Annotated in this window: 16 protein-coding genes; 6 read left to right on the forward strand and 10 right to left on the reverse strand. The window is 29.1% G+C overall.

Going from position 1 to position 13,114, the window contains the following annotated elements; translation table 11 throughout:
* Positions 1-60: 60 nt before the first annotated feature.
* Entirely contained in the window at positions 61-867 is an 807-nt protein-coding gene (locus CLOPA_RS15695) for an ABC transporter permease (RefSeq protein ID WP_015616408.1), read from the reverse strand.
* Positions 864-1,625: an ABC transporter ATP-binding protein gene (locus tag CLOPA_RS15700; RefSeq protein WP_015616409.1), complete on the reverse strand. Its 762-nt coding sequence runs from the start codon at positions 1,623-1,625 to the stop codon at positions 864-866. The genes CLOPA_RS15695 and CLOPA_RS15700 overlap by 4 nt, the downstream gene beginning before the upstream one ends.
* 353 nt (positions 1,626-1,978) lie before the next feature.
* On the opposite strand from CLOPA_RS15700, the gene CLOPA_RS15705 reads away from it, so the two are divergent.
* Positions 1,979-2,161: a hypothetical protein gene (locus tag CLOPA_RS15705; protein WP_015616410.1), complete on the forward strand. Its 183-nt coding sequence runs from the start codon at positions 1,979-1,981 to the stop codon at positions 2,159-2,161.
* A 212-nt stretch (positions 2,162-2,373) separates the two neighbouring features.
* On the opposite strand, the gene CLOPA_RS15710 is transcribed toward CLOPA_RS15705, so the two are convergent.
* The 7 genes from CLOPA_RS15710 to CLOPA_RS15745 form a co-directional block, all read right to left on the reverse strand.
* Positions 2,374-3,249 carry an alpha/beta fold hydrolase gene (locus CLOPA_RS15710; protein ID WP_015616411.1) on the reverse strand — a complete coding sequence of 292 codons (876 nt, stop codon included), beginning with the start codon at positions 3,247-3,249 and terminating at the stop codon, positions 2,374-2,376.
* 792 nt (positions 3,250-4,041) lie between these two features.
* Positions 4,042-5,064 (reverse strand): ABC transporter substrate-binding protein, encoded by a 1,023-nt coding sequence (locus CLOPA_RS15720; protein ID WP_015616412.1) that lies wholly within the window; start codon positions 5,062-5,064, stop codon positions 4,042-4,044.
* 143 nt (positions 5,065-5,207) lie between these two features.
* The gene (locus tag CLOPA_RS15725; RefSeq protein WP_015616413.1) at positions 5,208-5,630 is read right to left on the reverse strand and encodes a PPC domain-containing DNA-binding protein; all 423 of its coding nucleotides are present in this window, start codon (positions 5,628-5,630) and stop codon (positions 5,208-5,210) included.
* 70 nt (positions 5,631-5,700) lie between these two features.
* Positions 5,701-6,105 carry a hypothetical protein gene (locus tag CLOPA_RS15730; RefSeq protein ID WP_015616414.1) on the reverse strand — a complete coding sequence of 135 codons (405 nt, stop codon included), beginning with the start codon at positions 6,103-6,105 and terminating at the stop codon, positions 5,701-5,703.
* A gap of 70 nt (positions 6,106-6,175) precedes the next feature.
* Complete coding sequence (locus tag CLOPA_RS15735) at positions 6,176-6,997, reverse strand: MBL fold metallo-hydrolase (protein ID WP_015616415.1); 822 nt, start codon at positions 6,995-6,997, stop codon at positions 6,176-6,178.
* A 75-nt stretch (positions 6,998-7,072) separates the two neighbouring features.
* Positions 7,073-7,486 (reverse strand): nucleoside-diphosphate kinase, encoded by a 414-nt coding sequence (gene ndk / locus CLOPA_RS15740; RefSeq protein ID WP_015616416.1) that lies wholly within the window; start codon positions 7,484-7,486, stop codon positions 7,073-7,075.
* Positions 7,487-7,568: 82 nt separating this feature from the next.
* Positions 7,569-7,790 (reverse strand): hypothetical protein, encoded by a 222-nt coding sequence (locus tag CLOPA_RS15745; RefSeq protein ID WP_015616417.1) that lies wholly within the window; start codon positions 7,788-7,790, stop codon positions 7,569-7,571.
* A 280-nt stretch (positions 7,791-8,070) separates the two neighbouring features.
* Between CLOPA_RS15745 and CLOPA_RS15750 the strand changes: the two genes are divergently transcribed.
* From CLOPA_RS15750 to CLOPA_RS15770, 5 genes are all read left to right on the forward strand, one after another.
* Positions 8,071-8,565: a hypothetical protein gene (locus CLOPA_RS15750; RefSeq protein WP_015616418.1), complete on the forward strand. Its 495-nt coding sequence runs from the start codon at positions 8,071-8,073 to the stop codon at positions 8,563-8,565.
* Positions 8,566-8,718: 153 nt separating this feature from the next.
* Positions 8,719-9,063, forward strand: coding sequence for a hypothetical protein (locus CLOPA_RS15755; protein WP_015616419.1), 345 nt, complete (start codon positions 8,719-8,721; stop codon positions 9,061-9,063).
* A 422-nt stretch (positions 9,064-9,485) separates the two neighbouring features.
* Positions 9,486-10,799, forward strand: a complete 1,314-nt coding sequence (locus CLOPA_RS15760; RefSeq protein WP_015616420.1) for a D-alanyl-D-alanine carboxypeptidase family protein — start codon at positions 9,486-9,488, stop codon at positions 10,797-10,799.
* Positions 10,800-11,153: 354 nt separating this feature from the next.
* Entirely contained in the window at positions 11,154-11,480 is a 327-nt protein-coding gene (locus CLOPA_RS15765; RefSeq protein WP_015616421.1) for a P-II family nitrogen regulator, read from the forward strand.
* A 51-nt stretch (positions 11,481-11,531) separates the two neighbouring features.
* Positions 11,532-11,903 carry a P-II family nitrogen regulator gene (locus CLOPA_RS15770; RefSeq protein WP_015616422.1) on the forward strand — a complete coding sequence of 124 codons (372 nt, stop codon included), beginning with the start codon at positions 11,532-11,534 and terminating at the stop codon, positions 11,901-11,903.
* Positions 11,904-12,275: 372 nt separating this feature from the next.
* Here the strand turns inward: CLOPA_RS15770 and CLOPA_RS15775 are convergent, their stop codons facing one another.
* Positions 12,276-13,073, reverse strand: a complete 798-nt coding sequence (locus CLOPA_RS15775) for a CPBP family intramembrane glutamic endopeptidase (protein WP_015616423.1) — start codon at positions 13,071-13,073, stop codon at positions 12,276-12,278.
* Between the last annotated feature and the right edge of the window lie 41 nt (positions 13,074-13,114).

Genomic DNA, 13,114 nt, shown 5'->3' on the forward strand with positions numbered 1-13,114 from the left:
AATAACATTCTGTCAGTATATTAGACTATTTTTATTTACTATTTATTTAGTTCAACTTAATTATTTCTGAAATTTAGCATTTATTTTGTTTTCTATTAATGACACAATTTCATACATTATATAAGCCAAAAATGCAAGAACTACTATACTCATCATCACCATGTCAAGCTGAGATATTTGTCCCCCGTAAACTATTAAAAAACCTAATCCTTCTTTAGCTACAAGAAATTCTCCCATTATTACTCCTACCCAGGAAAGACCAACACTAATCTTCAATGCTGAAATTATAGTAGGTACAGAGGCCGGAATTATCAAATTGGAGAGTATCTGCCATTTACTTGCCCCAAAGGTTTTTAAAAGCTTTATTTTATCCTCATCTACCTGCCTGAAGCCATCTAAAATACTTATTATGGTAACTACAATAGATATTAAAAGTGCGATTACAATTATAGCCTTTATTCCATTTCCCACCCAGAATATTATAATTGGAGCTAAGGCCACTTTAGGCAGCGCATTTAATACTACCAAATATGGGTCTAAAACTTTGGAAACAAAGTTAGACCACCAAAGTAAAACTGCAACTGCCGTTCCAAGTACTGTTCCTATGGTAAAACCTAATACTGTTTCCATACAGGTTATTCCAATATCCTTAAAAAGTGTACCCTCCTTATATATAGTTATAAGACTCTTAAAAGCTCTTGAAGGTGTACTTATGAGGAAAGGGTCTATCCATTTAAAATCTCCAGCTGCTTCCCACAATGCAAATATTCCAATGAGTATTAATAGTCTTGTTATAAAAACCATAACATTCTTTTTTTTCGTTGACTTTATATATTCTATATGTTCACTGCTGCTTACTTTTATCATTTAAACTCAAGCTCCTTCCAAATGACATCAAAATATTCTCTAAATTTTGGATGCTCTCTTCTATTTAAGGGTGTAATTGAATCATCTAAAAAATCTATACTGATATCTTTTTTTATTTTTGCAGGTCTTTTCGAAAAAACTATTACTCTGCCTGACATAGAAATTGCCTCGGAAATATCGTGAGTAACCATTATAGCTGTTTTATTTTCCTGCTTTATTATTTTAAAAATTTCATCGCTAGCTTTTAACCTGCTTTGATAATCTAATGCAGAAAAAGGTTCGTCTAAAAGAAGTACCTCTGGATTAAGGGCTAAAGTTCTGATTAATGCTACTCTTTGGCGCATACCCCCTGAAAGTTCACTTGGATGATAATCTTTAAATTCTTCCAGCTTATAATTTTTAAGCAATTCTTTAAGGTTTCTTTTGGAATCATCCGTTAATTTATGCTGTATTTTTAAACCAATACACACATTATCCCATACTGTCAGCCATTCAAAGAGATGATCTCTTTGAAACATATAGCCCATTTTCATAGTTAATCCCTGAAGCTTTTTACCATCCATAAATATATCTCCTTTAGATGGTTTTACAAGTCCACATATTATATTAAGTAAAGTAGATTTTCCACAGCCAGAAGGTCCTACAATACTTAGAAATTCACCTTCTTTTAAACTGAAACTTATATCACTTATTGCCTCCGTTTCACTTTTCATGGAGTGATAATTCATAAATATATGTTTTACATCAATTTTGTTCATTTTTCATCCCCCATATTACACTGATATACTATTATATGAAAATTGTGTATATATTGTGTAATTTAAAAATTATTACAGGTATAATTCCAGATATTTTTACTGACTGCAATATATTTTTTATAATTTCACAAACGCAAAATAAGTCGTTTATTGTCTTATGTAAAAACAATATTGAAAGCTTAACAATAAAAATTCATATTCATTACAATTTTTTTAATGTATTTATAATGTGCTTATAATTTTTTCATTAAATAACGTTTACATTGATAAAAAATATAAATTCACACTAGTCAAAATGTTTTTAATATAGTAAAATAAAATAAAATATAAAACCTAAAGGAGTGCATTGAAAAATGGACAAAACAACAAAATTAGAAATTAATGAGCATTATGGAGATAGCGTAGAGGCTCTAGAAGATAATGGATATGAAGAAGTTGAAGATGGTGTATTTTCTAAAAAAGGTAAAAATTACAAAGTTGTTAATGTAGAGAGCTTTAATACTTGGATCTACAATATTACACTAGAAGAAGTTTAAACTGTACTTAAAAATGAAGGCATATAATGACCTTCATTTTTATATATTATGCCTTCTCTTATGATAAACTTACTCTTAAAAATACAATAAACACCATGAAAATTTATTAAATCTCAACAAATTTTCATGATGCTTATTGACTATCTACGAATTCCAACAAGAAACTGTATTTCTATCCTTTGTGTAAGCTGTGCAAAAACTACAGGATAAAATCAATTATACTCGTTGATAAATTCTACTATCTTGTGATTAACATATTCAAGTGTGTTCTTTGATGATAAATTCCCACCGTCTATACATTCAGTTTTCACAAGATTTTGAAAAATAGTTTTTGCTCTTGGAATAACACTGTCTGCTGGAAAGAATATATCGTCCTTTGCTGCAATAACAAAGGTGGGTGCAATGAAACCTTTTAGTTCTTCTTTTGATACTTCTCTCGGTCCTTTCATTTCCATTTTATAGGTACGAAGCATTGCATCAGAAAACTCTAGAAAATCTTCATTGGTTTCTGTCATCATTGGTGCAAAAGCTTTAAGTAATCTATTTCTACTAGGAAAAATTGTATATAGTATCCATGGAATCATCAACTTAGTTATCATTGGTAAAATAGCTCCGTGTGATATTCCTGATGGTACATGTAAAACAGCTTGTGAAATTCTTGCTGGAGCTATAGCAGCTACTTGTAATAATATGCCTGAACTAAATGAACTGGTCACAAAAGGAACACTTTTAAGATTAAGTTGGTCTAAAACATCAATTACCCATTCTCCATAACTATTATCTTTAGGAGAAAGACGAACTTGAGCGCTTCTTCCTGGGAATCCAATAACATCAGGTGCATATATTCGAAAATGTTTTGTAAGTGTTAAAAACAATCTTAAATTTAATGGGTTTATACCATTTCCACCATGAATAGTAACTAATGGCGGTGCATCTTTATCGCCTACTACCAAAATGTGTGTATATCCAAAACGTGTATTAATCATTATTTCTTCGTATTCAATGTCAAGTCGTGAAAGAAGTGTATCATACAGTTCCAACATTTCTTTTTCACACTTTGAATTTTTGTATATAGATTTCTTAGGCATTATTATCCACCTCTAAATATTCACAAAATATAAATTCAATTCATACTTTCTCACAATTTCGAATTAACTTCATGAATTTATTATATAATAAAATTACTATTATTAACTACATATCCCAAAAATTAAATCCTAATCCATATAATTTATCTTTATTTGCAATTATATTTATAAATCTCTTCAGTTACAGATTTTAATTTATCTTCTTGCCCAATTTTATCTGCTTCGCACAAATTTAATAGTTTAAAATTTTTTCTAAATTTATATAAATATTTGCAAATCACCTATTTGACCGACATTAATCTTTACTCAAATGTCCTTAAATTCTAATTCCAATGGTAAGCCTCTGAATTAGAAATCCCCTCAAAAGAAGAGTCATTGCCAAAAGTCTGGACAATGCATCCTCTAATAGGCGCTAAAATGTCTTTATAATATTGGGCTCTATCATTAAATTGGATATATGTATTTTCAGTTATTTAAAAATCTTAAGGAGAGAAGTAAGTATTCAGGCAAGTCCCTCACATTAATTATTAAGAATTATAAAGAGGATAAGCAAAGGTCCATTATAATATATTCTGGTCAATATTTTGGTATATCTTCTTTTGTTGAATTTATTCAATTATATGCTAGCTGCTCTGCAGAAATAAGGAAGCTGCTTGATCCACCTTAACTTTAGTATAGCAATATTGAAGGGCTTTGCCCAAATTACGAATTGAAGTTTATAGATGAATATATAACAAAGCATCATGAAAATTTATTAAAATATAACAAACTTTCATGGCACTTATTTAAAATTTATTTAATTTGATCCACAGACTTCTTAGCAAAGTCAGTATTTACAAGCTTATTAAAAGCCGGTCTCTGTTTAATCAAACTGCTTTGATATCCTTGAATTATATCCATAAGTCTGTTTATATCTGCTTCTTGTATTACAGGATTTGGTGCATAGGCATTTACAGCTCTGTAGTTCTTAACATTTTGTTCTATAAGTTTTACATCAGTTCCAGGGAAAAATGATTTAATGTTTTCAGCTACTGTTGCATCACTATTGCTGTTCACCCATTTCTGACCTCTATAAATAGCATTTGTGAATTTCTGAATTACATCTGGATTTTTATCTATATAGGATTTTGTTGTAAAATAGCAGGTATAGGGTATAGGGCCTGCAGATGCTCCCACAGAAGCTTCAATATATCCCGAATTACTCTGTTTTAAAATACTTGCTGTAGGTTCAAAAAGTGCAACGTAATCACCAGTTCCTGCTTTAAAAGCACCTGCAGTAGCAGTATAGTCTATATTGGTTATTATATTCACATCTTTTTTAGGATCTATACCATGATTTTTAAGAACATATTCCAGAGTCATTTCCGGTACTCCCCCTGGCCTTCCGCCAATAATGGTTTTACCCTTAACAGAACTCCAGTCAAAATTTTTCTCGTCTTTTCTGCCAACTAAGAAAGATCCATCCCTTTGTGTAAGCTGTGCAAAAACTACAGGATAATCTTCTTTATTTTGATTTTGAATGTAAATTGACTGTTCCGGTCCACAAAAACCTATGTCTGCACTTCTGCTTATTACCTGCTGCATGGTTTTATCTGCTCCTTGACCCGTACTGATTTCAATATCAAGCCCCTCTTCTTTAAAGTACCCTTGATTTATAGCAGCATACATGGGAGCATAGAATACTGAACGGGCTACTTCATTTAATCGTACTTTTTTAAGGGAAGTTTTATTGCTGCTGCCGCAACCTGTAAAAATTCCTGCAATTAAAATCATAGATAAAAGCAAAGTACAAGAATAAAATATCTTTCTTCTCATAGCTACCTCCTTGGCATAGTAAAGAAATATTCAGTCATTATATTTGTTTAATACCTTTGACCTATTAATTTTCTTTAATGCCTAATTTTAAATTCACTATTATATACTATGAATTTAAGGTAGCTTTTGACATAGAAATTTTATTAAAATTTAAATATATTAATTTTTAAATCTGGATCCTTATCTCTTCCAACTTCAGTTTCTATTTCCTCTATGAGTATTTCCGAAGTTATACTCACATAGGCACTTTTTACATGTCCTGCACGAGCATTGCACTGTATATCTGCAATAGTTGCATGTAAATGTATATAAATATCATCATCATCTAAAGTTGTTATGTTTCCCATGAGACTGGTAATTTCAAAATCACCTGAAAAATCTCTTAAATTGTAGGCTTTCTTTTTAACATCAAAGACACCTAGTTGTATCTTATCAGTAGCTCCAATTCCGCTTATAAAGGCACATTTTATATTATTATCTTTAGAGAATTTTTTTAGTGTAGAAATAATTTCTTCTCCTTTATCAATTCTCATTATCCATTTATTATCAACTTTTTTGAACTTCAAACTTTATCCCCCCAAGAAAAAATATTTTGAAACCTTTAACTTTTCATTCACCTTAATCCTAAACAAAACTTTAAAAGCTGCCATCCCATTTTTCAGTTCTGGATTTTATAATGCCTTTCATCATATTAGCAAGCTTTGTGGTAACAAAGCCTCTATTAAATACTTCATCTACTTTTCTGCATTTTACTTCTATTATACTATCCTTAAGTTGCTCTTTGGTGATGCCATTTTTTTTGGCTAAATCAAAAGCATTTTCTCCTAAAGCCTTTGATTTTTCAACCTCTTCTTTACTAAAGCCTAAATCTTTCTCTAAAACAGTCTCTATAGATAGTATAGGATGCATAAATACTGCCGCGGATACAGGCTTACTCTTTGTTGAAAGATAATTGCTGCTATAATTTACTTCCCCATGAACAGGAATCATTATATTTAACATAAAAAACAAAGATAAAATTGTAACTAAACTTTTTTTCACTATTGTTACCTCCATTGGAATATTTAATACTATTAAATATTATTAGGAAAACAACAAAAATTTATACTTTTTATATTTTTACAGTTCCACCTATATCAATAATTTTTATTGTACCATCGTTTATATTGTTTAAGGTATTTTCAGTTTCCCTATCCTCATCCTGAGCTAAAATATAAGTTTTATAATGAATTGGTATCATTATTCCTGAATTCATCATTTTGAACATTTCATAGCTTTGTACAGGAGTGCAGTGCATTTTTGTAAATTCATCAGGTTTATAGCATCCCACTGGCATTATTGCTGCATCTACGGTAATTCCCTTGTATATATCTGTAAAGGCTGTGTCACCTGCAAACAGCACCTTCTTATCTCTATGCTGTACTATATAAGAATTGCTGTTTCCAAAGCCAAAGCCAGGATATCTTCTGCCTATGTGATTTGCCTCTATAGCCCTAATTGTAATGGCTTTATCCTTGTATACCTCACCTGCACTTAAAGTATGCACATTTTTAAAACCTAATAGCCTAAGCATACTTTTTATTCCCCTCGGCACAATAATTACAGCTTTTTTGTTCAGCTTATTTAGTGCTCTATAATTTAAATGATCCATATGTCCATGACTTATAAGTATATAATCTAGATTAATATTAGTTAAATCTATAGATGGATCTACAATCCTTTTTAAGTGTCCAAGGTTTCCCAGCACAGGATCTGTTAGAAAAACTTTTCCATACATATTTATCACTGTAGTAGCATGTCCTACCCAATGAATAGAATTTTCTAGAATGGGAGCAGCTTTAGGAATTCTTCTTGGAACTCTATACACTTTTAAATTACGTTTATTAAGTTCATACATATAACTAAACATTTTAATAATACGGGGTTTTTTCATATTCATCCTCCAAATATCTCCAAATAAAAAAGTAAAGGCATTATAAAATACCTCTACTTTATTCTAATATTATCTCTAACAAATTTCAAACTCTGGAAACCAAATTTTTATTTCCTTTTCCGCATTCTCCATATTATCAGATGCATGAACCAAATTTTTTGTAGTGTCACTGGCATAAATGCCTCTAATGCTTCCCATAGGTGCAATTTTAGGATCTTTATTACCATTAATATTTCTCACAATAGTTATTGCATCTCTACCCTCTATCACCATAGCACAGAGTTTACCCTCTGTTATATATTCAATTAATTCATTAAAATATTGTCTTCCCTTGTGCTGGCTATAATGTTCCTCTGCAAGTTCTCTATTAACCCTAAGCATTTTCAAAGCAATTATATTAAGATTTTTTTTCTCGTAAAAACTTATAATTTTCCCAATAAGTTTTCTTCTAACTCCATCAGGTTTAATTAATACCAGTGTCCTTTCCATAGCACACAGCCCCTTACCTTAGGACATTCAAATAAATAACTAGTCAGTATGCTAGTTTATTTTCATATGCCTTATTAATTTTTTATAAATATCCTACTTTTTTATATTCTTCATCAAAATCGAAGATATCCTCCTCCGAATTTACGTAATAATTATAATCTAGCCTTCTCACTTTATTATTAATTTTTCCTGTAATCGATTTAAAAGGACACTCCCCTTTTGCATCCTGAAAATTATAAAATGCACAATCTTCAAAGCACTCTACCTCTTGATTATGAGCACTTAAAAATGGACATTTGACCATAATAACAACCCCTCCCATAAATAATGATAATGTTTACATTGGCTTTTTTTCTATTATAGCCTATAATAATAGAAAAATAAATACTTTTTACTGAAATGATAAAAATTAACAAAAATTTAATATACTTTTTTACTTTTATTATCTTTAATTACATCCATAAATTATACAAAAATATTTAAACATTTAAATTAACCCTTTTAAATTATAGGATTTTACAATATAATTTTTACATAGTGAATTTTTTTTTACATTATTATTGGCTTTTGAGGAGGAAAATATTTTGAAAAAGAAATTATTAGATTATATAATAATTTTCATAATTTGCTATTTAATAGCACCAGGTATACTTTATTTTTTTCTACGTTCATCTTTTTTCAACAAATATAATCTTTATTTTAATATAATTGTATATATAAAGTTATATTATCGATTAGCTTTTATTGGTTTATTTATACTTTTATTAATTAAACTTTCAAAATATTTATTAAAAAAATTGCTTGAAGGAAGACCTATAGTAAAAGCAAATCTTATATCCATTGAGAAAACATGTACAACACCTTCAAATTTAAAACTATTAAAAGATGATTTACAATGTACTGAAAATTACATTGTAAAGTTTAAGCACAATGATGAAATAATTGACATCACTATTTCAAAGCAGGCTATAAAAAGTGATTTGAACTCTGGTGAAAAACCTTATGTAGAATATCAATATATTGACTTAATAAATTTATTTAATAAATTTCTCAATATAAAAGTTCATACAAAAAAATAAAAAAACCCATTAATACTAAGGTAATTTTTAATATCTAAATATATTAACTTATTTTTAGATATATTGTAAAGAATTTGCCTTAGTGTTTTATTTTTTTCAATTTTTAGGGAATACTATATTTACAAATAAAAAAGACTTAAAGGGAGTGTTATTATGTTTGTTACAAGTATTTCCTTTTCATATTTTTTTCTAGGTATAGCCTTAATTTCATTATTATTCTGCATTTATTATAAGACTCTTGTGGTAAAAACATCTCCAGATAATAAATCAAGAGATAAGATAATTGGTGAAATGAAGGATCCTATATCCTGGAGAAAGAAAAATAATATAATTGGCAATATATCAATATTCTGGTGTTTAGCTTCTTTAGCTTTATTTATATATTTCAAATTTTTCTTCACAGCAGGGTTGATATCAATATATTATGTATTTATATATATAGCCGTAATGGCAATATCTATGATTCTTACAAATATAGGTAATAAAAAAACCGCTTGACAATATTGAAAAGAGCAGTCTTCTTAGTAAAGGACTACTCTTTTCAATATTTGGCTCATAAACAGAGTTCCTGGCATAAGGTGGAGTTTTTATGACCTCTGATTCTTACTAACGGAGTTCCTAGTATCAGATCTATGATACTTAGAACTCCATTGTTCTTTAGGTTAAATCATTATCCAAACGTAGCCACTCTTACTAAGAAGCTGTGAGCCATGAAATAAGTCTCCACTTATGTTTATTAAAAATAAATGAACGAATGCTTTTTTTGTTGTTATAGAATTTATAAAATGATATACTTATTATGGTTTTTAGCTTTATTTAAGATACTTTATTTTAAATAATTTCTTAAATCTCAATAAGTTTTAGGCATTCTTAATTTACTATTTTTGCAGATGCCTTATTCAAAAATGGAGCGATGAAATTTGAAACGTAAAATTATTTCCTTAATATTAACCTTTGCAATATCACTTTCTATAGGTTCTACAGCCTTTGCTGCTGAAAACAATCAGCCACCACAACTGTATCCTAAAACCACTGCTGTTGCCATAGATGCTGAAACCGGCGAAGTGATATATGAAAAAAATTTAGATAATAAGATATATCCTGCAAGCACTACAAAGCTTTTAACTGCACTACTTCTTACTGAAACAAAAAAGCCTACTGATCTACTTACATATACTGCCAGTGCTAAAGCTCAGCCCTCTGCCTCTATAAATTTAGATAAAAAGCCTTTAAATATAGGTCAACAAATGACTGTGGAAAACGCCATGAAGGGCCTTTTAATATATTCAGCAAATGATATAGCCTATATGATTGCAGATAATATACTTGGAAAACTAGATGATAACGTCAGTGATACAAATAGAGATTTTTCAGTATTAATGAATAAAAAGATAGCAGAACTAGGTCTTAAAAGTACTCATTTTATAACTCCTAATGGGCTTCATGATCCAAATCACTATACCACCGCTTATGACATGAGTGTAATTGCCAAAAATGCTTTTTCCAATAAATATATATTAGATACTGTAAAACAAAAGGAAGCCACTATTACTACTGCAGATGGAATTAACATACCTATAGAAAATAGAAATAAGCTTATTTTAGAAAAAGAGACTTCCCTTTATGATAAAACTTGCATAGGTGGTAAAACTGGTTACACTAACGAAGCTGGGAAGTGTTTAATTGCAGTATTTGATAGAGGTGGTAGAAAGATTATAGGTGTCATTATGAATTCCGGGTATGATAGTCAAGATACATTAGTATTTAAAGATATGGAGAATCTTGTTAATTATAGCTACACCATAAACTATACTAATTTGTATACCAGTAATTCCACCTATAAGACTGAGACAGTTTCCTATAAACCTTTAAAATTTTTTGGCCCAACAAAAACTATACAGGTTCCTCTACTCTTAAAGGAAAATGTCAAATATTATAAAAATGATATAAACGATAAAGAAAAAAAATTAACCGATAATATTTCTTCACTGGATCCTTGGAAACTTAAAACTGATACTTCTGTTGGAACTCTTACTTTAACTGAAAGAGGTATAACAAAAAAATATAACCTTTATGCTGGAGTCTCTACTGGCGATTTAATAAAGGATAATAAACTTCTTTACGGCGGCGTACTGGCTGGAATAATTGCTGTAGTAGCTGTAATTATAATTTTAATCTTTAATATTATCAATTTATTTTCAAAAAGAGGAAGAAGAAAATCCTATTATAGATAATTATTCTTAAAAATACAAATTTAACAAAAAACATTATCATTATATAATTGTACTATTAAAATGATAATGTTTTTTTATTAAAATTTTCACAATTTTCTTATATATTTTACGATTTATTATGAGCTATAAGCTTGACTTTTATTTTACAAAATGGTAACGTTTACTTATAGATTTCAAACAAGCTATATTAAAAATAGATAGTTAGATTTAGTTTCATTTTAAGAACTTTGTGTATTTTGTATAAGGCATATGAAAATAAATAGTAAGCCAAAGATGCTACGTATATAAAGTAAAAATGAGCTCTGCTACTTATTTTTAAATATATCAATTATTTAATTTTAGGGGGAGATTTTTATGTTAATAATTAAAGCTGTTATCAGACCAGAAAAAGTAAATGAGGTATTAGCAGAACTAAATGAAGCAGGCTTTCCTGCAGTAACAAAATATGATGTAGTAGGAAGAGGTAAACAGCAGGGAATTACCGCTGGTGCTATTCATTACGATGAAATTCCTAAAGAAATGCTTATGATTGGTGTAAATGATGAAGATAAAGATGATGTCCTTAGAATTATACTGAGTAATGCAAGAACCGGTGAAAAGGGAAATTTCGGAGATGGTAAAATATTCATCTCTTCACTGGACGAGGTATATACTATAAGCTCTGGCTTAAAAGGTCTATAGTCTTTATATTTTTATAGCGTTATAAAATTTGTTACAGGGGGGATTTTAATTATGAAAGAAATTACTGCTATTGTTAGAATGAACATGGTTGGTTTAACCGCAGAGGCTCTAAAAGAAATTGGTTTTGCATCTTTTACCTGTAGAAAAGTTCTTGGCAGAGGTAAAAAGAAAGTAGACTTTACCCCTACCCATTGGGATTCTAGCAAAAACCATTATACGCAACAGGAAATTTCAGATCAACATAGGCTTATCTCCAATAGGATGTTTACTATAGTAGTAAATGATGAAGACGTGGATGAAGTGGTGGAAACTATTATCAAAACCAATCAGACACAAAATCCTGGAGATGGTAAAATATTTGTAAGAGACATATCGGAAGTAATAAGGGTACGAACAGAAGAAAAAAATACTTTAGCTCTATAATTTAGTTCTAAGTATATAAAGTAAATTTTTCCTTAAATATAACATAACCAAACTTTTAAAAATAAAGCTTACAATCTTCAATTTGTATAAACATTCTTCCTCAATTAAGGGACTGTCTCACAATGCATATATATGCATGTAAGGCAATCCCTTAATTATTTTACTATTAAAAATAATTTTTAAAGTTCAATTTTTAATAATTAATTAAGACTTTTCTCAAATTTAATGACTATTTATTCCCCTCGAGACAGCCCCTTAGCTTTTATCATAAATTATATAAGTAATTTTCATAGATATTTTTGTTCTCATATTCGTGGATAAAGTTTACTTATTCAACAACCTTTATATTTCACAGAATATAAAATTCATAATTTATTCTAAACTGATTGAGTGATCCTTTTTATTGAGTCTAACAAAATTATATGCAGATACTATAAAAATAACAGTACCAGCTATAATATATAAAAATGCAAATTTACCACTAAGCTCAACTAGATATGGGAATATAAAGGTTCCACAAATATTAAAAGTTATATGTGCTACTATAGATCCTACTACACCTCCAGTTTTTACACATAGAAAGCCTAACAATATTCCTAAAACCGATGCATAAAGGCTTTGTAACATATTCATATGATAGAGTCCAAATAAAACTCCTTGAATAATCACAGCAGCTGTTATATTAATATTCATTTTTATTTCACTTAACACAATACCCCTGAATAGTATTTCTTCGAAAATAGGAGCAAACATTAAAACTGCTAGTATACCCAGTATGGAAGTCATGGACATACTTATCATTTTGGAGGTCTCATTATAGGATGGGAAAAATTTTATAACATATTCCACAATTCCTGATAAAATCATAGAAAAGGCTATACCAATAACTATTATTAATATAACATTTTTTATACCTATATTTCTAAAATTACACCTATCAAATATATTACTTTTCTTTTTTCTCAACATTAAAAAGTATATTATAAGTGATATAATCATAGATAAAATTAATATAATTCCTGAATTCTCATACACATAATTTCCCATTTCATTGCTGTTTAATCCCTTCAGCATTGCATTAACTCCCAGTATAGCAAAAAACAATATTTGAAATGCATAATAAATTAAAAGATATAATAATATTCTTGCTGCAGTCTTAATATGTTTCATTAAATTCACCTAACCTTTCATTTTAGGCATCTTCAAAAAAT

Origin of the sequence: Clostridium pasteurianum BC1 (genome assembly GCF_000389635.1) — a bacterium.
Classification (GTDB): Bacteria; Bacillota; Clostridia; order Clostridiales; family Clostridiaceae; genus Clostridium_I; species Clostridium_I pasteurianum_A.